The sequence below is a fragment of the Paenibacillus amylolyticus genome (assembly GCF_051136285.1).
Classification (GTDB): domain Bacteria; phylum Bacillota; class Bacilli; order Paenibacillales; family Paenibacillaceae; genus Paenibacillus; species Paenibacillus amylolyticus_F.
This window is the reverse complement of the sequence record NZ_CP194938.1, coordinates 5,724,691-5,750,217: the sequence shown is the minus strand read 5'-3', so window position 1 is coordinate 5,750,217 and position 25,527 is coordinate 5,724,691. Positions and strand designations below refer to the sequence as shown.

Genomic DNA, 25,527 nt, shown 5'->3' with positions numbered 1-25,527 from the left:
CCCTTTGGTTAATAGGCATAGAACCCTTGACCTGTCTTGCGTCCCCAGTGTCCAGCATCCACCATTTTCTGCAATAGCGGACAACAGCGGAATTTAGGATCCTGATAACTTTCGTACAATACTTTAAGCGAGTGCACGACGGTATCCAGGCCGATCAAATCTGCTGTTTCCAGCGGACCCATCTGATAACTAAACCCCTTCTTCATAATGGCATCGATCTGCTCAGCTGTAGCAATACCATCCTGGACAATAAAGGCCGCTTCATTCATTAACAAATGAGAGAGCCGGTTCGATACAAAGCCTGGCAGATCCTCGATGACAACCGGATTTTTGCCAAGAGACTCCAGAAAGGTTACCATTCCCTGCTCTGTCTCAGGTGTTGTATGATGTCCTTTGATCACCTCCACCATGGATTTAACCGGAACCGGATTCATCAGATGCACGCCAATTGCACGGCTCGGGTCAGGTAAAAAGGACGCCAGTTTAGTGACTGAAATACAGCTTGTGTTCAACGCATAAAGAGCATCAGGACGAGCCTTTTGACTTAAGCGCGCGTAGACTTCCTTTTTGGACTCTATATGTTCTGTCACATTTTCAATAATGATACTGGCCTCTTCCACACCTTCGTCCTGTATCTGGAAAGAGATTCGATCCATAATGAAATCAAGCGGAACCTCACCGTATCCTCTTTTCAAGAAGCAGGCCGAGCGGTATTCACGTCGTATGATATCTGGAGCCTGGGCAATGGCAGACTCCGAATGATCCTGCAAAATGACCTTATACCCGGCTCTGGCAACATCCAGTGCCGTAGCACATCCCATAACACCTGCGCCAATGATTGCGATGAGCTGATTATGCATACCTAACCTCTCTCCCTGTTGATCTGGCATTAAACAAGTTCATCGTAAATCTCTTTCATCTCTGCAATAGCCGCTGGTACATGCTCGCTGAACCAGGCCACATCCTTCATATCCAGCATAATGTTGGGATACATACGGGAGAGCGTAGATACGAGAATACCGTGCTCCGCAAGCTTGCTATTTAACAAAATATCAAAGGACATCAATTCAAACGTATAATCGGCTGTACTGCTAAGCTCTTCGGAGCAGCAATGATAGGACGCGCAACCCGCCGGGCCTTGAACAACAAGTGGCAGCCCCGCCTTCGCCGCTTCCCTTGTGAGGATGTCATGAATCATCTCGGCGTGGTGATTCATACGATTCATGGCTTCTCCCCCGTTGCGACCCAACATTTCGAGCGTTGCTTTCACTGCGGCTGTGCCCAACGGATAACCATTAAATGTCCCTGCATGAATCACTTTTTTGTCCACTAGCAGCTTCATGATATCGGCTCGGCCAACCAGAGCAGACACGGGCACACCTCCGCCCGCGATGGCTTTTCCGAGCGTGGTCAAGTCAGGCGTAACGCCAAACATCTGCTGAGCTCCGCCCAGTCCCATACGAAACCCTGTAATGATCTCATCAAAAATAAGGACAACCTGATGATGATCACATAGCTGTCTGACCTTTTGCAGATATCCTGGGGATGGCATGACCCCGCCTCCGTTCACACATACCGGCTCCATAATTACCGCTGCAATGTCATCACCATGTTCAACAAACAGTTCCTCTAAACGCACAGCATCGTTCCAAGGCAGTAGATAGGATTGGGATTCCATAATATCCCTTGCCCTTCCCTGCGTTCCCTTCATGTCGCCAGGATAGTCCGAAGGTACGGGCAAGCCTGTCCGAGGCATTTTACCTCCCATAATGTTGTCCGAATTGCCATGATAATGGCCTTCAAAACGAACAAAACGGTTCTTGCCAGTCCATGCGCGGGCAAGACGTAGTGCATTTTGCACAATTTCCGTACCGGACAATCCAAACCGGATCATCTCTGCTGAAGGCACATATTGATGAATTAATTCCAATGCCTCAGCATCTAGATCACAATGGCTTACTGAAAGAACACGGTCGATCGTATCCTTCAGACACTCGTTATACTCCTCGTTACCGTGGCCTACAATAAGCGCACCAAAGCGGGCGTAGAGATCCAAATATTCACGGCCATTCATGTCCGTTACCCTGCTTCGAGAAGCATGGGTGAAGTGCAGCGGCGTCTCTTCCCAAGGAAGATGGAAATTGTAATGCACACCGCCAGGAAGATGCTGTTTCACCCGCTGGTTATACTCCGTCATATTTGTAGTAATCATCGAGCTTCGCCTCCCCGGTATGTTAGAATCTGCGCCTTACAGATCTCCAGCAGTTTTGAATGATCCTGTGGATCGTCCAATGAATAGGCTGTGATTGAGGTGTCATACTCAGCAAGCATATTTCTTACACTTTGGCTTGGACCGACATCTATCCATGTTGTTGCACCCATACGCTGAACTTGTGCTAAAGCCTGAATCCAGTGAATCGGCTGCAGAAGCTGATCCGTCAGCAACCTTGAGATATCTTCCGTTTCACGAATGAACTTCCCGTTTACTGTAGAACATATCGAAAATTCAGGTGCAGAGAAGGAAAGTCTGGATACCATTGCTTCCATTTCAGGCTGAATAAACTGCATCAGTTCGCTATGATATGGCGCATCTGCTTTCATAGGCATCATGCGGAAGGGAATGAATTCCCCTCCGGCTTGATCCACAATGTCATCCAGCAAACGCAAACCTTGCACCTCTCCTGCAACAACAAATTGGTTAGGTGAGTTATACCCCGAGATAGTCACATAATGAGTCTCACGAATATTTGCAGCGATACTTTCGAGTTCCGCTTGACCCATATCAACCACAATGCCTGCTCTGCCCTTCTGCTCCTGTATCGCACGATGCATCAATGCCCCCCGTGCAGCTGTAAAGCGGACTGCATCTGCGAACTTTAATGCACCAGCAGCTACCAAGGCAGCAATTTCTCCCAAGCTATGACCAATCGCATAATCTGGCGTAATTCCTGTCCGGCGAACGAAGGAATCAAACCGTGCATAACTCGCAGTAAGCACAGCAGGCTGAGCATATTCAGACTGGGTCAGTTGCTCCAGTGAACCTGCCAGAATCAACGTTCTCAGATCAAATCCGACAGCTTCGCTCGCTTCAGCAAAAATTAACCTGGCTTCCGGTTCGTTATTTAAGAGATCACTGCACATTCCGATATATTGGCTTCCTTGACCTGGAAACAATGCGCAGATTGTCATAGCCCACCGCCACGCTTGTAATAGGTTTTCAACCCGTAGTGTGAGATCATCTCCTGTTGCATCTGGGAGGAGCCTTCAATAATCTCCAGGATCTTAGCCTCCTTGTACAGTCTGGACACCGGGTACTCACTGCTGATTCCATTGGCTCCATGAACCTGAAGTGCATCGTTTGCCACTTCTACAGCAATTTTGGATGTAAAATATTTGGCAATGGTTGTTTCCATAGTGGCCTGCGGATCCTTCGCTTCTCTAAGCTCGGCAGCTCGCAAGCATAATGCTCTGGCTGCATGAACTTTCGTTACGGCATCACCAATCATGCCGCGGATCAGTTGGAAATGACTGAGCTTCTGGTCAAACTGCTTTCGCTTCCGAGAATAGGTCACCATGGAATCAAGAGCTTCCTGTGCTATGGCCAATCCTGCCCAAGCGATGCTATATCTTCCCTGATCAAGTGCACCACTTACGATGTACTCAAAACCTTCATGCATACGTCCAATGAGATGGCTTTTAGGTAGACGAACCTCATGAAGATCAATTTCAGCAATTCCCGTCTCGCCGCCAACCATTACACCCTCGATAGCTTGCGTCTGAACACCTTCAAACTGCCGTTCAACCCAGAATGCTGTACTTCTTCCCTCTTGGGAGGCAACTATAATGAATACATCCGCTACGTCTCCAAAGGTAATCCACTTTTTCTTTCCGTTCAGTACATAACAGTCCGCTTCTTCCCGCCAAGTGGTCTTCACGTTCTTTGCATCCGATCCAACCTCAGGCTCAGTCAGGCCAAACGCTCCGATCCATTCCCCGCGGACTAACTTAGGCAGCCAGGACGCCTTTTGTTCGGGCGATCCGAAACGCACCAAAGTTTCACTCACCAGTGAAGTATGTACCGTCAACAAACTTCGAATCGCCGGAAGTGCTTTGCCAAACACTTCAGTTAACAGTCCATACGCTTTCGGGCCAAGGCCCATCCCCCCATACTCATGTGGAATTGAGGCAGCTAGATAACCTCTTTCAGCCATGGCATGAATCAGTGATTTGGGAATGAATTGCTGCTCCTGAATTTGACGGGCATAAGGACGAATCTCACGGGCAGCAAACAGCTCGGCTTCATGAAGAATCTCTTGCTCCTGTTTCAAATCCAGTTCAATCATTCGACTGCCTCCCCTTGAAGAAGGGATTCATGGAGATACGAAGCGAACTCTGCAATCGTTTTGTATTCAAACAACGCAACAGGACTGATATCCACCTGCAGATGTTTACGTGTACGATTAATAATCTTGAGCGCCTGAACGGAAGAAACACCTATTTTCAGAAAATTCGTCTCTTCATCAATCTCATCAGGATCCTGTTTCAGTGCCGCAGCAATTTCGCCTTTGATAAACCCTTCAATCTCTTCTCTTGTCATATCAAGACCTCCGTTCCCTGATTCACATCTACCCAATGGACATGTGGCTCGAAAGGATGCGCTGGCAGATGTACGATCTGACCAGATCCATCCGGGTGTAACTGTTCCCAATCCAATGAAGCACCTCGCACGTAGAGTTGCCCCAGCAATAGGGCTAATTGTTTTTCCACAACACGTGATGTCGCTGCAGGGAGATGGATATAACTCTCTTTGCCTGTGCTTCCCGCCGGTTTCATCACTTCACCTGTAGCCAGCGTTACAACAATGTCTGCATTTCCCATCGCGCAGCTCGTGTCCTGAATATCTCCGAATGTTATTTTTTTGCTCAGAAGGAATGCCTGCTTATCCGAAGTCGGGATAGAATCGGCCTGATCCTTCTGCTTAAACTGCGACAACATTGGTTCTCCGCCATCAATGCCACGAATCTCCTGGATGGAAGGTACAGCGCGCACGAGCGATTCAAGCAGATTCAACCAGTATTCCTGATCAGCCAGATCCCACTTGTTTCCTCCCATAATGATGTTGACACGGGCCGCTCGGCTTCTTGCTTTGAAGCCAAATTGCATCTTTTCCTGGCTCCAATCTCCGGTGCCACTTACGGTTACAGCAGCACGGTGACGATAATGCTTTCTATACCTGTTCCGCGTAAAGCACAGATCTGTCAGGCGCAGATCAGGATGCTCTTGCACGTAGTGTTTTGTGTTATGAATCAACTTCTGCAATGCCTGCTCTGACTTGGCAGAGAAGGTTAACAATTGATCACGCGCCGAGTCCTCTCCCCAAACTGCGGGTGCGTTCCATTCCTCCAACACAATATGGGCATTCGTGCCACCAAGACCAAAGGAACTAATGCCAGCTTTACGTGTTTTCCCCTCGGTTACCGTCCAGTCTTTGTGTTCATTGACGATATAAAAAGGAGACTTCTCCAGCCGAAGAGCTGGATTAGGATGATCCATATGTAGACTCGGAACAAGTTCCTTGTGCTGCATACTAAGCAGAACTTTTGCCATACTAGCTCCACTGGATGCTGCAAATAAATGTCCGATATTGGTTTTGACCGAGCCTAGACCAATAGAGGTATCTTCGCCGTATCCCTTCTCCTGAAACAATCGGAGTAAAGCATTCACTTCGATGGGATCTCCGATTCTTGTTCCTGACCCGTGCGCCTCAATATACGAAATTTCTTTTGGATTCAGATTGGCATCGTTATATGCAGCACGCAGCACTTCATATTGTCCCTGAGGATTAGGTGCCATAATGCCTAATGAATACCCATCGTTATTCACCGCTGTGCCACGGATCAAGCCATAGATATGTTTGTTCGCGCGAACTGCCTCTGTTAGCGGCTCAAGGTACACAACCACCGCACCCTCCCCAATAACCGAACCATCCGCACTCTGATCAAACACCTTCGTATGCTGTGTGGAAGAACATATCCCCGCATTACGCGACAGCTGGTGTACATGAGGTGTTGCCAGAATGCTCGCTCCACCTACGACTGCACCGGAGATACGCTTGTCCTGAATCGCTGCCACCGCTTGTGTCAAGGCCACGAGAAAGGAAGAGCAGGCTGTGTCGATGGCAAGCGCCGGGCCCGTGAAATTGTACAGGTGTGAGATGGATGCTGCTGCGATATTGGACATATTGCCAACCATCGCGTGCGAGTGCACCTCAAATTCCTTGCTACGATTCATGTAAGCTACAACGAGATCAAAGTACGAGCTGGGGTTAATTCCCACGTATACACCAACATCACGTTTCTCTTCCCGATCCACGATCATACCCGCATCCTCAAGTGCCTCATAAGCAACCTCCAGCAGTTTACGGTGTTGTGGATCCATAAATGCAGCTTGTGCCGATGGAATCTCAAAAAACTCATGGTCAAAGGTGTCCGGGTGTTTTAATTCACCAATCCAATCATCCCAATCCGGACGCTTGGAACGAGTAGCGCGTTCCAGACTCACCCGATCCACACTGTCCAAACCTTGAACGAGATTGCCCCAGAATTCCTCTTGCGTATCTGCATCAGGCAAACGAAGGGACAACCCGGTTATTGCAATCGCTCGATGTACATTCAGCTGATTATCCGAGCGGATTTCCTTTTCGAGTGGCCTCTTCTCTTCGGGAAGTTCCTGAAGATATTCCACCATCTCCTGTATCGTTCTGCCAAAAACGAGTACTTCCTGTCCAAGTTCACGCCCCATGTGTGCTGACAACTTATCAAGTAATTGGTAGGCAAGAATGGAGTTTCCCCCTAAAGCCAGAAACGGAGTATTGACTGCGGCCTTCTCCACAGGTATTTGTAGAACTTCAGCCCAGGCGGCCCGTACCACTTGCTCCAAAGATACCGGATGAACCGCCTCCGCAATGGACTTCGGTTTGTTTTGAAGAAGCATGTCTTCAATAGCCTCGATATCCTTGTTAAATGTGCCACCTTCATACTCGTTTCTCAGCATGAAGCGCTGAACTTTGCCGCTGGTCGTCTTGGGGATGACCTTGATCGGAAGAACATGAGTGATCTCAATTCCCAGACCGGCTCTCATCCGATCCATCAAGTCCTGCCTGATTTCCAGGAACTGCGGCGTGCTCGATTTATACTTCACAAATACAAGCAGTTCTTCCGTTTGAGAAACGCTATTGAAATGTCCCACGACCGTCAGATTTCCTCTTGGAATGCTGGAATTGTGATATAAAATCTCTTCGAGATCGTGCGCGTAATGATTTTGTCCACGGATAAATACGATATCCTTGATTCGTCCGCTTACTACCAGAGAGCCTTCCGCCATAAAACCAAGATCACCCGTCTTAAGCCATCCGTCCACGAACAACTCCTGATTCACTTCTGGCAGATTATAATATCCGGAAGTCACCGATTCCCCGCGAATCTGGATTTCACCCACTGTGCGCTCGTCTACCACTTCGCCCTGCTCATTGGCAATTCGAATCTGGATTCCCGTCATGGGATAACCTTCATGCACAAACTCAATCAGATCTGCCGGGTCATGAACAGCAGCATCAACCGGGACCGCCTTTCCCTGCTGCACAAGCACTTTACGGGATATTTGTTCGATGCGCGGCTCCTCTCCCAGCCTCCAGGTACACACACCCACCGTTGCCTCAGCCATACCGTAAGCAGGGAACATCATATTCGTGCGGTAACCGCTGGAACTGAACTTTTGACCGAATCGCTCAATGACTTTGGTTGATATCGGCTCGGCACCGTTTAAGGCCATACGAAGCGAAGACAGATCAAGCGTCGCCAGTTTGGAATCCGGAATCTTTTGAACCATCCATTCAAAGCCAAAATTTGTGCAGCAAAACCACTTTCCTTGATGTTCCGTAATTTTGCGCAGGAACAAGTACGGTGATCGTACAAAGGTATATGGAGACATGACCATCATATTAGCAGCGCTTAGTACAGTTGTTAGATGTTGCCCAAACATTCCCATATCGTGTGTATGAGGTAGCCAGGTAAATACGTTATCTCCTTCTTCAGCACCAAGGAACGTTTTGCATGCAATACTGTTCGCTATAATATTGCGATTTGTTAACTGTACTCCCTTAGGGATACCTGTACTTCCTGACGAAAACTGCAGAAATACAACCTCTTCAGGAGCAGTCAGACTTATTTCAGCAAGTGTATGACTTGACTGAAGCTTGCTGACGCTAATGCAGTTCAATCCCTCAAAAATTGGACTCTCAGCAAGCTGTTCGTATTTTGGCAAAAATGCTTCTTCTACCACTACAACAGGCTTTCCGAGGATTCCCCAGATTTTTGTAAATTTCTCCAGACCAACTGACCCCGGCTCCCATGAGGCAGGAGGACTGACCGGGGCGACAATAATGCCGCCCAGGATGCAAGCCCAAAATGTACGATAAAACTGCTGTGAATGATCAATTTCCAATATAACAACTTGTCCCTTAGCTAACCCACTCTCAAGCAAGCCTTGGAGATACAAACGTCCCTGCTTCAGCAGTTCAGGGTACGATTCAAAGTGTTCTTCTCCGGATGAACTGATATAAGTGATGCCCTTATCCGGATGTTTATCAGCGATATACATAAGAAGTTCAGCAACTGTTGCATAATGCTCCGGCACAATCAACTCCGGCCCTCGTTGTATGGATTTAATGGACATGCTGCACCTCCACTGCCTCATTATGAACTTTTACTTTTACATTCCCCTCACTGCCGATCTGCTGCTCAATCTGCTGCTTCAACCGCTCGATATCCAGTCCTGCATGACAAGCCAGATGCACGTAAACACAGTTTTCATCGTATCGAATGACCCATTCCATGAATGCGAGGCTCAGCTCAGAATCTGTGTTATCTGCCTGCTCCAGCTCTGGAATGGTCTCCTCACTGGAGATAAAACCCTGGAAGTTGAACAAAATCAGCTTTCTTGGCTCCTGACCCTTCTGTTTATAGGACGCAGCCAGTTGTTTTTGAACTTTTGAATACGGAGAAGACATCGCCGATTTATTCGTCAGTGCCATAAAATTAATGCTGTGTTGTTTGGCAAAGTCCAAGCGCTGCAGCAGATCCTCCTGGGCAAAGTCACCATGTACAAGAATCGGAATCAGGTCGAGGAATTCGCCTACATGATCGTAATACGATTCTTGACCATACTCTCGGCCATAATGCACCAGGGCAATGGGCAATTCACTTATGTCAAGATATGATGCAAGAATGCTGGCAAAAGATTTAAAATGGGTCCACCAAGCATCTTCAATCTCTTGACCTGTGATATCTGTCCGTGGTAGTTCAACAGTCAGCGCTGACGGCGATGAATGGTCTGCTGTAGTGAGCAATTGATCCATAACATTGCTATTAGCATGCTGCCAGGCCAGAATGGAATACTGCTCTTCCAGTTCATGCTCCGTAAGGCCGACAGGCCCCCGAGACAACATGTTTACATAATCCTCGTATTTCCGTATCTCCTTCAACGAACCAGCTGTATCGATCATCTTGGCTTGCTGGTTACCGGCAATTGCCGACTCAAGTTGCTGCTTGATGATCTCGGCGCTCATGCCATCAAAGGCAAGGTGATCAAAACTCCAGATCAGTTTGTGCTCTCTATCCCCTGTTCGCAGAATACACAGACGCCATGGCAATCCATCCAGTGTATACGACCTGTGTAAAAGAGACTGAATTAGTTTGGACTCCATTTGTTCCAGCGTAGCAGAGGCATAGTGACGCACATCGAGGTACGGAATGAGCTGTTGCAACATATCTGCTGCTTCAGACAAATCACACTGATGCCACTGTAACGTTTCTTCCTCATATATAATGCTATGCAGTAACTGATGATGGGCAATGACCCCGAGAATCAGTCGTTTCACAGTAAATTCATTCAAATGGCCCTCCAACATCGTTGTAAAACCACTTGCTCGTGCAGTTGTAGAAGCATGTGCTTGTTGAATTGGAGATAAGGGGAAACGACCGACAATAGCTGTTCCCGTCATAAAACTTGAAACCTGATTACAATTATTCAAGACATGTAATACCAGGCTGTCCAGTTGTTTCTCATGAAGTATAATGTCTTGGGGAATGACAATGGGGGACTGAATTTGCAGGCTTTCTTCCAGTAAAATCGTTGATGAGTTCATTCCTTTTAAGGAGCGTGCCAAGGCTCTAGCTGTATTATATTGGAATAATTCGCTCACGCTGATGGCAATTCCTTCTTTTGACAAAATTTGCGCAAATGCGATAGCTTTAAGCGAATGTCCTCCGTTCTGAAAGAAATGATCGGTTACGCCAAAGTCAGGGTTGTTCAGCACTTGTCTCATGGCAGCAAGGATGATTCGTTCTGTATCCGTCAGAGCAGAATCTGTCCCGACCTGCACTGACTTTACTTCTGTCATTTCGGACAAAGCCTTCCGATCCACCTTGCCGTTAGCGTTGATTGGCAGATGATCCATTCGCCAGATTTGTGCAGGTACCATGTATTCAGGCAGCGCTTTATGCAGCTCTGACCGAACATCCTCAACCGTTCGTTCAGTATAGGATTCACACGTATAAAATGCAGTAATATACAAACTTCCAGATGCATCCGTAGCTGTCATCACAAAAGCATCCCGAATTCCTGGAAGTTGCTCCAGGCAATTGTTGATCTCTGATAACTCAATTCGAAATCCCCTGATTTTCACTTGAAAATCCGAGCGTTCAATAAACATCAAACTGCCATCGAGTAAACGCTTGACAATATCACCCGTCCGGTACATCCGTTTCCCTTGGCGGAAAGGATCATCTACAAAATGTTTTAAAGTAAGTTCTTCACGGTTCAGATATCCGATACCTACGGCATCTCCGCTGATATACAATTCGCCCGGAACATTGGCAGGTACAGGATACATATCCTCATCCAGAACATATAAGGCCGTGTTGGACAGTGGATAACCTATAGGCAGCGAGTCGGTATACGGCTCCGTCTGCTCCAGCAAGTGATAGGAGGCAAAAAATGTAGCTTCAGTTGGTCCATAGCCATTTAACAGTTTACCTGGCCCTACACATGCAAGTGCTTTATTCGCGTGGCTTACAGATGCAGCTTCGCCCCCAAACATCACTCTGCGAACGTTTTTCAGACATTCAACATCCCAATCAACCAGCATATTAAACAACGAAGTTGTGATAAAAAATACGGATATCTGCTGCTGACGAATCACTGCCGCCAGACGAGCCATATCAAGAATGATCTCTTTGGGAATGAGTACCAGGGTAGCCCCATTTATTAATGAAGCAAAAATATCAAATATCGAACCGTCAAACGCGTAATTGGAAACCTGTAAAACCCGATCCTCCGGTACTACCGTCACAAAGTTGCTTGTCTTCATGACTTTAATAACGTTGCGGTGACTCATGACCGTACCTTTTGGCATTCCGGTTGATCCTGATGTATAGATGATATACGCCGGGTCCGTAGCAGCAGCTTTTACCTGCACTACCGGCTCTACAACCTCTCCTGAAACAACCGAGGCCAGTTCTTCGGACGGTATCATGACACAAGGAACAACAGAGTTCCATGTTGAGGCATAAGAGGCTTCGGTCAAGAGAACAGGCGTATTGCAGTCTTGTAAAATATATTCAATTCGTGCCGGCGGTGAAGCCGGATCAATCGGCACATAGTGACAACCTGCTGTTAGTGTAGCAAGGATACTGATCATCTGGATCGGTCCGCGGTCCAGGATCAAAGCAATACTTGAGCCTGATTGCACCTCTTGTTCGAGTATTCTGGATGCGAGCCTCTGAACAAGTACATGCACATCAGCATAACTCCATTCCTCGTCTCCCCATATCAATGCGATCTTCTGTCCATGTAATCGAACTTGTTCCTCAAACAACTGTGGAATCGTCGCCTCTCGTGGATAATGCAATTGGTTATCGTTGACGCCGAACAAAAGCCATTCATCCTCTTCCGGCACAGTAAGCTTGATCTGACGAAGCTGCTCAACCTCCCCTGTGACCATCTGAGTCAAGACATACCGGAACTTATTCATCATGAGTTCCATGGATTGGGCATTGAACAAATCAGAACGATATTCCAGCTCAAGTGTATACTGATGTTGATGTTCAACGATCGTCCAGGTCTGATCAAACTTGGCATCCACCTTGCCATCCATCCAGGATTCAACTTGTAATGTTCCCGCTTCAAGATCATCCGTACCCATGTTGATGTAATTCAGGACGATATCAAAAAGCGGATTACGACTCAAATCACCAAACAGATCAAGTTGTTCAACCAACGCTTCATATGGATATTGTTGATGTTCATAGCAGGCTAACAACTTGCTTCGAACCTCATTCAAATACAGTTCAATAGACTGATTCTTGTCTAACGTATTTCGAACGGCGAGCATGTTTACAAACATACCCATGACGTTATTCAGTTCTGGCTTCTCTCTTCCGGCTACAGCTGTACCCACAACCAGATCATGCTGTCCCGTATATTTCAAGATCAACACATTCAGAGCTGCCATGAACAACATGTATGGAGTGAGCCCTTGTCTTGTACAAAAATCGTTAATTTGCGTGCTTAACATCTCTCCAAGCTCACTGCTAATCCGATCTCCCTGGGTAGATAACACGCCACGTCTCGGGTAATCCGTAAGCAATTCAACCGGTGCAGGCACATCCTTGAACTCCTGTAGCCAGAATGCCTCATCTGCAGCAGAATGCCCGTTTGATGCGGATTGATCAAGCCATTCGGCATAATCCTTGTAATGAATCGTTAAAGGCTCCAAGGATTCTCCATTGTACAACCGAGCAAATTCTTGCAAAAGAATCGCAATGGAACTCTGATCCGAGATGATATGATGCATGTCTATGAACAGAATATGCTCCTCGTCTGAAAGGCGGGCAAGCTTTACACGAACCAACGGTGCACGGGTCAGATCAAATGGCTCCAGCCATGTCAACAACTGCTGCTCTGACTCTTCTTTTTCAAGCTCCAGCAACTCCACCACACTTGCAACCTGATCCTCAACGACTTGATACAGTTCACCATCCACCATCTCAAATCGAGTACGGAATGCCTCATGTCGGTGCACGAGAGCGTCCATCACCGCTATAAATTGTGCGGGTTCCAGCTCTCCCCGCAGCTTGTAAGAACTTGCGAGATTGTACGCTGTGCTTTCGCCCTTCATCCATTCATGCACTACAAACATTCTTCGCTGCGCAGAAGTGGTCTTGTATCGGTCTTTGAGTGTTGCTGGTACAATGTTGTTTTCTGCCCCCGAATGGTTCATGCCAACATTCTGTTGTTGATCAATCCACGCGACCATGCGGGCAAGTTCCGAATGATCAAAAACATCTTCCAATCCCATAGAGACACCGAATGTTTCCTTGATTCGGGATGCCAGAGTGATCGCCTTTAAGGAATGCCCGCCAAGCTGGAAGAAATCATCTTCCGGGGTCACCGCTTCACACCCAAGTAACTCCTGCCAGAGTTGTGCCGTTGCGTCATATATTTCATCTACATTTAACCGGGTTCCTGCCTTACCTTCTACCGCCTTTACAGATGAAGAGATCTCTGAAGCCTCGGCCTGTGGCATACCTGCAAGCAGGTATAACGGAACATCATGTTTATGAACAATTCGATCGAAAGAATAGGTTGGAAGAGATATCTTTTGCCCAGCCCCCTGTCCGTTGATCTGCTCCCAATTCAGTTCAATACCCCTGCACCAGCAATATCCCAACGTTTTCATGAAATAAATATCGGCTTCAAGCGGACTGGAACGATCTCCAGTAAGTGAAACAACATGTGCATCTTTCAAAATAATGTCGTCTGCAAACTCCGCGTTCTGCAGTGGAACTGCTGTAATGCAAAGTGTATTTTCCGCAGATTGTGAAAGACTTGTTGATGTGCCTAATGTGTTCAAGGCATCATACAAGGCACCTTCATTGGCTGGCCAATCATCGCGGCTATATAACAGGCGTACTGCTTGAGCTGGCTCAAGCGTATGACTAATCACTTGTCCAACTAACTCACCGACACCTTGTCCACATATCACATCCGGTTTGACACCTGACTCCATCACGGTTGTGAAAAGAGCATACTGGACTGCAAAACAGTACATACGTTCCAGACGTGAATCCCGACTCGGCCTGCCTATACTCTGACGAAGTGCATACTGTTCCTTGGATTCAAAAAGGTTCAGCACCTCTTCAAAGTGTTGCTTGAACCGTTCAGACACCTGACTACGATACCTGGAAGCATAAAGTTCCCGAATCGAGCGCAATTCCCAGCAAGCTCTCCCATGGATGTAAAACATCACTTTAGGCTTACCACTCTGTATCACATTCGCTTGTGCTTCATACTCTTCCACCTGATCCTGCGAAGGGATATAACCATCCACTACGACAAGAGCTTTGCGGTGAGTAAATCGGCTTCTGCCCTCCTGCAGAGTCCAGGCAGCGTTCGACATTTGTTCCGGCATATTCTCAAGTACTTGCAAAATCGAATGATACGTGTGATCTAAGGCGGATTCACTTTTGGCCGAGAATGGAAGCAAGTGTAAAGGCTGATATACGGATTGGCTCTCCTTTACAGGTGGCTGCTCCAAAATAACATGCGCATTCGTGCCACCAATTCCGAAGGAACTTACCGCTGCGCGTAGAACTTGCTCCTGACTTTTGAAGTACTGCGGCTCCTGGTTGATGTAAAAGGGACTGCGTTCCAGTTCCAACATAGGATTACTTCTTTCCATATAGATCTGCGGCGGAACCGTCCGGTGATGCAACGTCAGAACCGTTTTGATAAACCCGGCAACACCAGCTGCTGCGTCAAGATGACCGATATTGGCCTTGACCGAACCGAGGGCGCAAAAATTAAGTTTATCCGTTCCCCAGGACTGTCTAAGCGCTTCGATCTCGATGGGATCACCCAGTTTGGTGCCTGTCCCGTGTGCCTCCAAATAATTAATTTCTTGCGGAGACACTCCCGAACGCTCCAGTGCCGTTTGAATCACCTTCACCTGTCCGGTAACACTTGGTGCGGTATATCCGATTTTATCCAATCCATCATTGTTAATCGCCGAGCCTTTGATCACGGCAAAAACCTGATCCCCATCTCGCAACGCTTCCCGCAGTGGCTTCAGAACAACCATGCCGCACCCGTTACCAGAGACGGTACCTGACGCCTCTTCATCGAACGCTCTGCAATGCCCATCCTTGGAATAGATCATGCCTTCATGCCAGTGATACCCTTCTTTGAGCGGATAAGAGATGGACACTCCCCCTGCGAGAGCCACGTCGCATTCTCCCCGGATCAGAGATTCTGCCGCCTGATGAATAGCGACGAGCGAGGTGGAGCATGCCGTCTGCACGGCCATACTTGGCCCTCTCAGATTCAGCTTATGGGATATCCGTGTAGTAATATAATCCTTCTCATTCAGCGTCATCGCTTCAAAAGCTTGCAGCAGGTCACCTGAACGGCCGAGGAATTGAACCATCCAAGGCAAACTTAGTCCGCTTCCTGCAAATAAACCGATGGAACCTGAGTACCGATATGGATCACAGCCCGCATGTTCGAGGGCCTCCCAGGAGCACTGATGGAGCAGTCGAATCTGCGGATCCATCATATCGGACTCCTGATACGGGTATTCAAAAAATCCGGAGTCAAAAAATTCGGTATCTTGTAAAACGCCTTTTGCCCGAACATATTCAGGATGTTTATACTCTTCCGGTCGCACCCCTGCTGCAACTAAATCTTCTTCCGTCAGTCGGGTAATGCCGTCTTTACCTGCCATCAGATTTTCCCAGAATTCCTCGATATTCTTCGATCCCGGGAAACGTCCAGCCATACCTATAACCGCAATATCCGATGGGGAAGTACTTCTGTTCCTGCTGTTTACATCGGGATATGCTTTGATGTTCATTGTCTGTTCTTGCTGCTTACTCTGCTCCGCTATCGAATCATCATGACCGCTATCCATAATAACTCTTTCTTGCGTTATGGAAGGATCAGGCGCAACCCCAACGTTTGCGGCGACTTCCCTGGCTATATGCTTTGGCGTTGTCTGAACAGACACATCCACAGAAGTTAACATCTGTTCCGAGATCAGATGATCAACCAAAGAAGCAATGGAAGAATGTTCAAACAACTGCACAAGCGGAACATTTTTGCCCAGATAAGCATTTAACCGGTTATTAATCAAGATCAGGCCCAGCGAGTTTCCACCAATATCAAAAAAGTGCTCTTGTACTCCAACATGATCCCGGTTCAACATCTCTTTCCACGCTTCAATCAACATCTGTTCCAGCTCTTTGCGAGCTTGCTCTCTCCCCATTGAGGAAGAGGAACTCGAAGTCGCCAACGATTCTGACTTCTGGATCACTTCAAAATCAGTCCATTGAAGGGCGTTCCGATCCAGTTTTCCATTCGGCAGCACCGGCAGCTTGTCCCGACGAATGATGCGGGAAGGCATCATATAATGTGGCAGCCTTTGATTAAGCCAGGCACGAAGCAATGTGTCATGTTCAGCCATAACGGATAGACTTACGTCAGGCTTCAAGCTGTAGTAGAGAACCAGTTGCAACTGCTCAGGCTGATTTCCTTCTGCCTTCACAACGGCTTCTCTCACACCTTCATAGCTCAAGGCCGCTTGCTCAATTTCATTTAATTCAATCCGGTATCCTCTGACTTTCACTTGTTGATCCAAACGCCCTGCCAGCTCAACCTCTCCATTGGCCAACACACGGGCCAGGTCACCCGTCCGGTACAACCGTCCGCCCAAGACATGGGCATGATTAATGAATTTAGCACTAGTCTCGGCCATATTGTTGAGGTAACCACGAGACAATCCACGTCCTGCGATGCAGAGTTCCCCGTAATTTCCGGGAGGTAATAATTCACCCTGTTCATCCACAATATATAGCTCTGTATTAGCAATAGGTTTGCCAATCGTAATGAGCCCTGGTTCCTGTAACTCTTTGGTCGTTGACCAAATCGTCGTTTCGGTAGGGCCATACATATTAAAGACACGAGCGGACGAATATTTTTTAATATCCGTTAGAAGTCCTGCTGGAACACTTTCTCCTCCGGTAAGCACACACCGAAGATGAGGCAATGCCTTCGCAAATTCCGAATTCTCAACAAAGGCTTTAATACGAGATACCGTGCTGAGAATATGAGTAACGCCCTGTTGCTCTATTCTTCGTGCTGCAAGAACCGGATCAAGCTGCTCCAGCTCATCCGCCAGATATAAAGAGTACCCCGTACACAATGGAGCCCACACTTCGAATCCGAAAATATCAAAGGAAACCGTCGTTACACTGATCATTCGGTCTGTTTCTTGGGCAAAAATGTTTCGATGCCTGATGTCTTCCACAAAATTGACCATCGCTTCATGTGCAATCATCACCCCTTTGGGCCTTCCGGTTGATCCCGAGGTGAATATTACACAACACAAGTCGGAAGACAGGACGTCCACATTGGGATTGATAACAGAATGTTGGTCAGCAGACTCATCATGCTCATAAATCAAGCGATCTCCTTCAAAAGCTACAACATTCGCCTCATCAGAAGTGCACAGCAACAATTTCATACCGCTGTCTTGCATCATGTTCAGAATGCGCTGCGGCGGAAAAGCTGGATCTATAGGCAGATAGGCTGCACCTGCTTTGAGCACTGCGATTAACATAATAATTAATGCTTCATTCCGGCTGGATAATATGCCCACTGGCTCATCTTTGCGTATACCTCGATCCATCAGCTTCCAAGCCAGCGCATTCGCTCGCTCATTCAGTTCTCGATAAGTTAGTACCGTTCCCGAAGATACAATAAGTGCTGTCTTCTCTGGTGTACGTTCTGCCTGTAGCTCAAACAAACGATGCAAGCTCAGCTTGCGATCATAATGCAGAACTGGCCCTGCCAACTGGTGAAACTCCGTTTCGGAAGAATACCGTGCTCGTTCATACAGTTCCCCCAGAGATACATCCGGCTGCTGCACAACCTGCTCACATAGCTCAATGAACTCCTGAATCATACTCTCAACCGTTTCACCCCGGAACAAATCCAATGAATATTCAATGTAGCCTTCGATGACCTGCTGTTCCCTGTTCTCCTGACACGTCAATAACAAGTCATAGGTTGAGATTCCCGTCTCCACAGGGAAAGAACTGAACTGTAAGCCATGAAGCTCAAGATCATGCAGTTCCATATTCTGATAATCGAAACACACATCAAAAATGGCATTGCGGTTCAGTTCCCGCTTGATTCCAAGCTGCGTTACAAGCTCGTTGAATGGATAATCCTGATATGCAAAAGCATCGAGAGTATGCTGTTTGAGTTCACGCAAAAATGTAGTGTATCCCCGATCAGATGCCGGAAAATTCCGCATCGCAATCATATTGACAAACATGCCGACCGTTTCTTTCCACTCTTCCTGTAATCTGCCGGCTACAGGTGTTCCGACTACGATGTCCTGCTGACCCGTTCGACTCGCTAACAGAAGATTCCACACACTCAACATCACCATGTACATGGAAACTTCCGCTGACGAAGCCAGCTTATGCAGACGCTCTGTTAACGAGTGACTCAACGTGAATTGCACACGTTCACCTTGCATCGACCGCTGCAATGGACGATCATGATCAAGCGGAAGCTGCAGTACAGGTAGTGTTGGACCCAGACGTTCCAGCCAGTATGTCTGATGAGGCTGATACGCCTGTGAGGCAAGACGCTCCTGCTGCCAGAAGGCGTAATCTTTGTAATGTAAACGGACGGTTCGTTCCTCGCCAAAATACAATGCATTGAAGTCTCGCGTGATCAATTCCACCGAAGTACCGTCCGCAATAATATGATGGATATCAAAGAACAACAGATGTTTGCGCTCCCCTGTTTTAATCAGGTTCACTCGCATAAGTGGAGCTTGATGAAGCTCAAAAGGTTGAATCAGTGTCTGGATTAAAGAAGACATCTTGCGTTCATCAGCCAAGTGCTGCTCCGTAAAACTTAACTGTAAAGGTACCGATGGATGAATGACCTGTACCACTTGGTCTCCACGTATTTCAAACGTCGTTCGAAGTGCCTCATGGCACTGCACCAGCTTCTCCAGTGCAGTCTTCACTCTGGCATGATCCAAATCTCCCTCGATCAGGGTGGCCGACGGCAAATTATATGCTGTGCTGCTCGGATCAAGCATGGATTGGGTAAACATCCGCATCTGCGCGGACGAGATCGGGTAAGCATCCATAACCGGTGCAGCCTCAATCATGTTCTGTTGTTGTGCTTGCGGTTTAACCATCTCCAAGAGATGTTCCGCCAGTTGAGCCGGTGTAGCATGGTTGAACACATCCGCTACCTCTGCCTGAATGCCGATGGAAGACCGGATTGATGCAGACAAACTGACTGCTTTGAGCGAGTCTCCGCCAACGCCGAAGAAATTCACATGTTCTTCCAGATCGTTGATGCCAAAAATGGACTCATATGCCTCCAGAACAACCCGCTTCATGTCATCCAGGTTGCCCGCATAACCTCCCCCGCCGGATAGTGGCGTGTTGCTGTATTCCGCTCTCGACTGCTGCTGACGTTGACCAGCACTCGTCCCTTCCACTGCTGATCCACCGGTAAGCGATTGACCAATCGGATAATGTTGCTTGTCGAAGTGATATGTTGGCAGAGAGCATTTTCGGCGCACATTCTGTCCCTTGAACGCCTTCCACTCCGGCTCAATGCCCTCGCACCATAACTCAGCTATTCTACGGTTCGTATACAGGATGTCATGTTCGGTTTCTCTGACGTGACGCAGCATATTCAACACGGTATGTGTTTCCTTGGACTCCATGTGCTGTCTCACAAACGAACTTAATGTTCGTCCTGCACCAACCTCAATAAATACCGCTTGTTCCTCTTTTAACATCTCGTCCAGATTTGCTTCAAACAACACCGGCTCCAAAATATGCTTTGCCCAGTAGTTTGGACTCTTAATTTCATCTGGTAAAGCCCACGTTCCGCTTGTATTCGAAAGCAATGGAATTTGCGGGCTTTGAAGCGAATAAACAGACAGACTGCGTTCAAATTCCACCGCTGCGTCCTTCATCATTGGCGTATGGAACGCATGAGAGGTTTTCACACGAACACATTTCCAGCCGAGTCTTCCAGCCTTTTCTTCCATTCGATCAATCGCCTCTGCTGTCCCGCCAATGACGCTGGAACCTGTCGTATTGACCAGAGCCAGCCACATCTCTTCGTCCAATTGGGACTTCACCAGCTGTGAATCCTCCATAATGGCAAGCATGACACCCGGCTGCTGCTGCTGCATCAAACGCCCGCGCAGTCTTACAATCCGCACAGCGTCTCGCAGATCGAATACACCGGCGACCACAGCCGCGGTCAGCTCCCCAATACTATGTCCGATCATGCCATCTGGCTGGATACCCAGTTCCATCAAGGATTGAGCCACAGCATAGCTGGTCATGAATAGCGCAAATTGACTATACTCCGTCTGGTTAATTTGTTCTGGCTGCTGGTCCCCGTAGACAACAGACAGTATCTCTTCGCGTTCTACTTCAGGGAGCAGATCCAAAATCTGCTGTACATGTTTCTTGAACAGAGGTGCAATACCTGACTGCTCTGTTGATCTGTACAATGCTGCCCCCATGCCCTGATACTGACTGCCCTGCCCAGGGAACATAAAGTATACCGGGCGCCGCCCTTGCGGCGAATAAGAGATTTTAGCCTTTTCCAGCTGACGCGTGAATTGCTCGGGATCATCTTTCCAGCTCTTATCCAGAACCAGTGCTTTACGATATGCAAAACCTGTTCGGCCTGTCTGCAATGTCCACGCTGCGTCTGAAACTGATAGTTGCGGATGCTGCACCAAATGCTCCATGATTTGTTCAGCGGTGCGGTTTAGTGAGTACTCTGTTTTGGCTGAAAAAAGCAATACGTTGACATCATCATCCGGACTACATTGATCCATCTTTGGAGCCTCCTCCAATACCATGTGAGCATTCGTGCCTCCCACACCAAATGAATTAATACCTGCACGCAGAACACCAGCTTCACCTGGTTTCCAGTCAACTCCTTGCGGGTTAACCATGAAGGGGGTTTTTGCAAAATTAATCTTCGGATTCGGCTGTTCATAATTCGCGGTACCCGGGATATATCCTTGATCGAGGCTAAGTGCAACCTTAATCAAACCAACTACACCAGCCGCTGTATCCATATGTCCAACATTGCCCTTCACCGAGCCGAGATAACAAAACTGCTTCTTCTCGGAGGCAAAAGCACGTGTCAACGATTCGACTTCAATCGGATCACCCAGAAGCGTGCCTGTTCCATGGGCCTCAATGTAACTGACCGTTTCGGGATCAATTCCCGCTGCCTGATATGCATCCTGAATGACCTCCGCCTGACCGCTCACACTTGGGGCAAGGAAGCTGAGTTTCTCCTGTCCATCATTGTTAATGGCCGAACCTTTGATAACTCCATAAATATGATCTGTATCTCGCAAAGCATCCGTTAATCGCTTCAACACCACGATCCCCATCCCGTTGGAGAACACCGTGCCACTCGCTGCTGCATCAAATGGGCGGCAATGACCGTCCGAGGAGAACATCATGCCATCCTCGTACACGTAGCCGCCTTCGTTCGGCAATTCCACGGTAATTCCACCAGCCACAGCCACATCACATTCTCCAACCATTAAGGACTGGCATGCCAGATGCGGTGTTACCAATGAGGTTGAACATCCCGTAAGAGCTGTATAAGCAGGACCTCTGAGATTCAACTTATAAGCCATTCGTGTAGCTAAAAAATGATTCGTGCTGAGTGTAAATGCTTCATATTTACTGCTGTACCCTGCATCCCCAAACAACACTTGGCGATACCACTCAAAGTCATCCGATCCACCGAGGAACACACCCACTTTGCCTGCTTCATCAGGTCTGCACCCCGCGTCCTCGAGCGCTTCCCAAATCCCCTGATACATCAGTCTGAACTGGGGGGACATCATTTTGGCTTCGCCAGGTGTGTAATCAAAAAAGCCAGCATCGAACTCTTCAATCCCACCGACCCGTCCTTTGGCCTTCACATAACGAGGAGAACGCAGCAATGCTTCGTCTACACCAAGTGTCCTCAGTTCATCATCACTGTAAAAATGAATGCTCTCCTCCTGTGCCACCAAATTACGCCAGAATTCATGTATATCCTCTGCTCCGGGTACATTGACAGACATCCCTACAATGGCAATATCCTCACGCAAAATGCCCGCTTTCCGCCCAAAACGTTCCTCTCGCAAGTCCGGTATCCGAACGACTTCCCGTGTCTGACCTAGCGCTGCGAACTGTCGCAGTGTGGGGCACTCGAAAAAGCGGGGCACAGGGAAGTCAACATTCGTCCGGTGCTTCAATCGGTTATGAGCCTGAATAACGGAAAATGAATTGCCACCTAGTTCGAAGAAATGATCATCCCTTCCGACTCTTTCCACACCCAGCACTTCTGCCCATACGGCAGCTATCTCCCGCTCCAATTCCGTAGTAGGAGCAACATACACCGTACTTGAAGTGTGAACATGTGTTGTGTCTGCGATAAGGGCATTTCGATCAATTTTTCCGCTGCTATTGAGTGGAAACTCCGATTTATGTACAAAAACAGATGGAATCATATAGGCAGGTAAGGATTGTGATAGATGCTCCCTTAGATCAGCCACGGGCAATTCTTGTTCCGACAGGTAGTAGGCATACAATACACCGGATTGCCCCTCGGATGATTTCATGACAACAACGGTTTGAATGACTCCAGGATAGGATGAAAGGGTATTTTCTATCTCTCCTGTCTCCAACCTGGCCCCCTGAATTTTAACCTGAAAATCAATGCGCCCCAGGTATTCAATCGTTCCACTTGGCAGTGACCGAACCATATCTCCTGTACGGTACATCCATCTGAAATACTCAGGATCTTTATTTTCATCAAAGAAAGGATTAAGAACGAATTTCTCTCTTGTCATTTGTTCCAGATTCAAATATCCTCGTGCAAGCCCCACGCCACTAAGACATAGCTCGCCCGGAATACCCAAAGGCTGCAATTTATCCCCACTTCCAACGACATACCATCTGGACTCGTTTAGCGGGGAACCAATCGGTATATTTCCATGCCCCTCATATGTACTCAATGGATAATGGGAAACCCATATTGTACATTCCGTAGGACCGTAGACATTATCGAGGCTGGCCCGAATGTTCAGTTTGTTATATTTTTTAATAATATCGGGTGTAACAGCCTCTCCGCCTACACACACCCATTTCAGGGAGTCCAATCCCGAGAGATCAGAGCGAAGTTCCATTGTTTCCAGAAAAAGGCGGAATAAAGTCGGCACAAAGTTAATATGAGTTACCTGATGTTCAGCTACTGTAGTCAATATCTGATCAGGGTTCTTCTCCTCGCCTGGCGGCAGAATACTTAATGCTCCCTCACCCATAAACCAACCAAACAATTCTGTACAGGATACATCGAAGGTATACGCTGTTTTTAACATATACACATCACTCGCTTGTACTGGAAAACGACGTTCCAGATCCAGCAGTGTATTCACAACGCTATGATTTTCAATCATGACCCCTTTGGGTTTGCCCGTTGATCCTGACGTGTACATAATGTAGGCCAGACTTTGAGGATTCAAAGGCTCTTCGGGATTGGAGCTGTTCCCGGTATAAACCGTCCCGTCCTCCGTGTAAATATAGTGGGCAGTCAGAGAATTATCCTCTGCTTCCGGACGGATTGCGATGACTGTGGATATATTCGCATCGGATAAAATATAGGTTTTTCTGGATACCGGATAGGAAGGATCTAGGGGAACAAAAGTACATCCAGCCTTCAGAACAGCCAGCAAGGCGATGACCAGATCGGAAGAACGTGGCATTTGTACGCCGACTGCCTCATTTTCGATCTTTTTCCGTGCGATGATCTGTTTTGCCAATTGATTAGCCTTTGCATTAACTTGTGCGTAGGTTTGTTTTTCTTTTCCTTCCAGTAGAGCGACTCGTTCTGGGTGATTTGTTACTTTTGTATGAAAAACATCGATGATATGCTGCGGAGTGTAGGGAAAATATGAAGTTTGGTTAAATTGATGCAGCAATTGCTCCTGCTCTTCCTGCATCAGCAGGCTGTATTCACCAATGCTCTTCTCTGGTTCAGTTACCAGCTGTTGCATGAGGTATAAGAAGCGCTGACCCATTCGTTCAATGGAGTCTTCTCGAAACACATTCGGTTTATATTGCAGTTTCAGCTGTGTACCTTGAGGGGTGCCGTTCAATACAACCATCAGATCGCCTGGGAAAGTAACCTTATCCTGTTCCACAAGCTGGCTTCCTGACAGATCCTCCTCATATGAGTCATACACAAAGGATACATCGAATACCGAAGGCGAGCCTGGCTGTACCTGCAACATGCTGTCTCTGATAATCAGATTATTGGGATACCCAATGTGTTTATACGTATCAATCCAGGCGGCAGTAACTTGCTCAAGCAATGATCCAAATTTGGTTTCGAGGTCAATCTGGAACCGCATGGGCAACATATGTACAAAACAGCCAATCGTTTCTTCCAATTCGAAACCCGGACGATGGGAAAACGGGGAAGCAAAAGTGATATCCTCTTTACCCGCATATTTATTCAATAGAATGCTGAATGCACCCATGAAAAACATAAATACAGTAACCTCATGTTCCTTGGACATCTGTGTAATGTCCGCCATTAAAGCTTCGGGTATATCAAATCGCAATTCCTGTCCCACGCCGGTCTGCGAACCGCCAGTTGGATAGTCATGCTGCAGAGCCAGTGGTTCTGCGCCATTCATTTTGGATAACCAGAACTCGCGCTCCCGGTTATACTTGTCCTCTTGTAACTTCATATTCTCTGTTTCAATATAAGAGATAAAACCTTGATCCTGTTTTACCTCCAAAGACAGATCCTGCATTATGCAAGTGTATGAATGGAGAAGTTTATTTTTGAACAGTTCCAGTGACATACCGTCACAGATTAAATGATGGATACATAAAGTAAGAACATGCTTGTCCTCATCCATTTGTACAAGCTGGATTCGGAACAAGGGGCCTTGCTCTAACATGAAGGGGGCCTGAATACATTCTTCTATGAATGCCTCCAGCTGGTGTTCCTTCTCATCCTGATGTTCATGACTCAGATCCCGCAAAATCAGTGAGTATTCCATGTCATCGTGGATAGATAGGACAGGTCTATCCTGTTGTATCTCAATATGTGTGCGCAGCACGACTTGTTCATGCATAAGCAATTCAATGGAACGTCGAAAGGCTTCAAGTTGAAGCCTTTCTAATTGTATCGAAGCTGAGATGTTATAAGAAGAAGGATCATTCACTTGACAATCAAAATAGATTCCCTTTTGTGTCTCGGAGAGTTCCACGGTTTTACGTACCATCACGACCACACCTCATTCATTAATTGAAGTTCAAGCTG

General features: G+C 47.4%; 7 protein-coding genes. All 7 read right to left on the bottom strand.

Features of this window, described 5'->3' with window-relative positions:
- Nucleotides 1-8 precede the first annotated feature (8 nt).
- From ACR8BL_RS24890 to ACR8BL_RS24860, 7 genes are read right to left on the bottom strand one after another with little or no spacing between them, the layout of a single operon-like run.
- Entirely contained in the window at nt 9-860 is an 852-nt protein-coding gene (locus tag ACR8BL_RS24890; protein ID WP_434750024.1) for a 3-hydroxyacyl-CoA dehydrogenase family protein, read from the bottom strand.
- 29 nt (nt 861-889) lie between these two features.
- Nucleotides 890-2,212, bottom strand: a complete 1,323-nt coding sequence (locus ACR8BL_RS24885; RefSeq protein WP_434750023.1) for an aspartate aminotransferase family protein — start codon at nt 2,210-2,212, stop codon at nt 890-892.
- Complete coding sequence (locus tag ACR8BL_RS24880; RefSeq protein WP_434750022.1) at nt 2,209-3,189, bottom strand: ACP S-malonyltransferase; 981 nt, start codon at nt 3,187-3,189, stop codon at nt 2,209-2,211. Before ACR8BL_RS24880 ends, ACR8BL_RS24885 begins: the two co-directional genes overlap by 4 nt.
- A complete protein-coding gene (locus ACR8BL_RS24875) occupies nt 3,186-4,343 on the bottom strand; it encodes an acyl-CoA dehydrogenase family protein (protein ID WP_434750021.1) in 1,158 nt (385 codons plus the stop codon). Before ACR8BL_RS24875 ends, ACR8BL_RS24880 begins: the two co-directional genes overlap by 4 nt.
- On the bottom strand, nt 4,340-4,597 hold the full coding sequence (locus tag ACR8BL_RS24870) for an acyl carrier protein (RefSeq protein WP_434750020.1): 258 nt from the start codon (nt 4,595-4,597) through the stop codon (nt 4,340-4,342). Before ACR8BL_RS24870 ends, ACR8BL_RS24875 begins: the two co-directional genes overlap by 4 nt.
- Nucleotides 4,594-8,733: a beta-ketoacyl synthase N-terminal-like domain-containing protein gene (locus ACR8BL_RS24865; protein WP_434750019.1), complete on the bottom strand. Its 4,140-nt coding sequence runs from the start codon at nt 8,731-8,733 to the stop codon at nt 4,594-4,596. Before ACR8BL_RS24865 ends, ACR8BL_RS24870 begins: the two co-directional genes overlap by 4 nt.
- Nucleotides 8,723-25,489, bottom strand: a complete 16,767-nt coding sequence (locus tag ACR8BL_RS24860; protein WP_434758361.1) for an amino acid adenylation domain-containing protein — start codon at nt 25,487-25,489, stop codon at nt 8,723-8,725. The genes ACR8BL_RS24865 and ACR8BL_RS24860 overlap by 11 nt, the downstream gene beginning before the upstream one ends.
- Between the last annotated feature and the right edge of the window lie 38 nt (nt 25,490-25,527).

Excerpts from the sequence above, each read along its gene's own strand:
- ACR8BL_RS24890 (WP_434750024.1), bottom strand. The coding sequence starts at position 860 with ATGCATAATCAGCTCATCGCAATCATTGGCGCAGGTGTTATGGGATGT.
- ACR8BL_RS24875 (WP_434750021.1), bottom strand. The coding sequence starts at position 4,343 with ATGATTGAACTGGATTTGAAACAGGAGCAAGAGATTCTTCATGAAGCC.
- ACR8BL_RS24860 (WP_434758361.1), bottom strand. The coding sequence starts at position 25,489 with ATGGTACGTAAAACCGTGGAACTCTCCGAGACACAAAAGGGAATCTAT.
- ACR8BL_RS24880 (WP_434750022.1), bottom strand. The coding sequence starts at position 3,189 with ATGACAATCTGCGCATTGTTTCCAGGTCAAGGAAGCCAATATATCGGA.
- ACR8BL_RS24865 (WP_434750019.1), bottom strand. The coding sequence starts at position 8,733 with ATGTCCATTAAATCCATACAACGAGGGCCGGAGTTGATTGTGCCGGAG.
- ACR8BL_RS24870 (WP_434750020.1), bottom strand. The coding sequence starts at position 4,597 with ATGACAAGAGAAGAGATTGAAGGGTTTATCAAAGGCGAAATTGCTGCG.
- ACR8BL_RS24885 (WP_434750023.1), bottom strand. The coding sequence starts at position 2,212 with ATGATTACTACAAATATGACGGAGTATAACCAGCGGGTGAAACAGCAT.